The sequence below is a fragment of the Pseudomonas sp. C1C7 genome (genome assembly GCF_013359595.1).
Lineage (GTDB): Bacteria > Pseudomonadota > Gammaproteobacteria > Pseudomonadales > Pseudomonadaceae > Aquipseudomonas.
In genome coordinates this window covers 29219-30503 of the sequence record NZ_JABFMP010000056.1, presented here as the reverse complement: position 1 = coordinate 30503, position 1285 = coordinate 29219, and the positions used below count along the sequence as shown (strand labels likewise).

At 56.2% G+C, this 1285-nt stretch carries 2 protein-coding genes and 1 pseudogene; all 3 read right to left on the bottom strand.

Annotated features, from left to right (window positions below):
• A pseudogene (locus HNO86_RS30495) lies at positions 1-119 on the bottom strand (SGNH/GDSL hydrolase family protein); the annotation flags it as partial.
• Between the two features lie 183 nt (positions 120-302).
• The gene (locus tag HNO86_RS28455) at positions 303-617 is read right to left on the bottom strand and encodes a type II toxin-antitoxin system YafQ family toxin (RefSeq protein WP_175380260.1); all 315 of its coding nucleotides are present in this window, start codon (positions 615-617) and stop codon (positions 303-305) included.
• A complete protein-coding gene (locus HNO86_RS28450; protein ID WP_175380259.1) occupies positions 583-873 on the bottom strand; it encodes a type II toxin-antitoxin system RelB/DinJ family antitoxin in 291 nt (96 codons plus the stop codon). The genes HNO86_RS28455 and HNO86_RS28450 overlap by 35 nt, the downstream gene beginning before the upstream one ends.
• Positions 874-1285 lie beyond the last annotated feature (412 nt).

The following is a 1285-nucleotide window of genomic DNA, read 5'->3' as shown; positions in this document are numbered from 1 at the left end:
ACCCCCTCCCGCTCACCCTCGGCCTCCGGCAATTTCGGCGTGACCCGACGGGTATAGGCTCCCTGCATCAACAGCACGGGGCCGAGCATGATTTTGGCCAGGGTTTCGGTTTTGCTCATGGGCAGGGTTCCATGGAGAAGAACCATAGACTCACCCAAAACCCGGCCATGCGTCCACGATGAAGCACATGCGTGTGTAGGCGCAGCCTTCGGCAGCTCCTACAGGGGGCGCGTGTTCGGCAATCCGGCGGACACGAAAAAGCCCGGCTGATCAGGCCGGGCTTTTCTGAGCAAGACGTAGCGCTATTTGAACATTTCGCAATGGCTCCCGAGATCGACAAAGGTAATCAGGTCTGGACGGGTGTGTTCATAAATCATCAGGAAATCACCTCCGATATGACACTCTCGAAAACCCGCCCAGTCTCCCGACAATGCATGATCCAGATACTGCGCTGGTAATGGCTCTCCCAGAAAAAGCATGACCATCACCTGCCGGACTTCATTCATGTCACGGCGTCCGGCGCGCTTGTAACGTTCCCACGATTTCTTGAATTCCGAGGTCTGTGCACATTGCCTGGGCAGCTCAGCGCGCTTTTGCTTTTTCTCCGGTTTCGCCATCTGCATCCCTCAGCATTTCGTCTACGGAGTCGAACCGCTGCCGAATCTCTCTTGCCTGCATCATGGCGCGTGCCGTTTTCTCCGAAGGGACGCGTACCTCGAACGGAAGTCCCTGAGTCGCTACCACCTGACGAAGAAAAAGACGCATGGCATCACTGATACTCAAGCCACAGGCGCTCAACACTTCAGTCGCTTGCGCTTTCAACTCTTCATCGATGCGGCAACGCACGTCCGTCGTTTTCAGTAATGCACCCATGGTAATAACCTCACTGTCTGTTTGTAGCTACATTGGCGCCACCTCCCGCATTCTGGTCGAGCCGAGACTTCTGGGTCAACTTCAGCTTGATGGGCGGTGCTGGGCCGCATCAACCAACCGAATTCCCAGTCCGATATTTCAACGGTTGACGAGCGCCACGGATATCAGGCTGATCCTTTTATTGGTTGGGACACCTCCCGCTTCCAGGCAGGACATTTCCGACGACGTTGACCCTTGTTTCAACGAAACGAAAAAGCCCGGCTGATCAGGCCGGGCTTTTTGTTGTTCCAGTGTTGCGATGTATTCAGGCGATGCTGTTGCCTTGCAGGCGGTCGGAGCCATCGGCGGCGACAGTGTTGCCTTGCAGGCGGTCAGAACCATCGGCGGCGACAGTGTTGCCTTGCAGGCGGTC

Coding starts and splice junctions, on each gene's coding strand:
- HNO86_RS28455 (WP_175380260.1), bottom strand. CDS start 617: ATGGCGAAACCGGAGAAAAAGCAAAAGCGCGCTGAGCTGCCCAGGCAA.
- HNO86_RS28450 (WP_175380259.1), bottom strand. CDS start 873: ATGGGTGCATTACTGAAAACGACGGACGTGCGTTGCCGCATCGATGAA.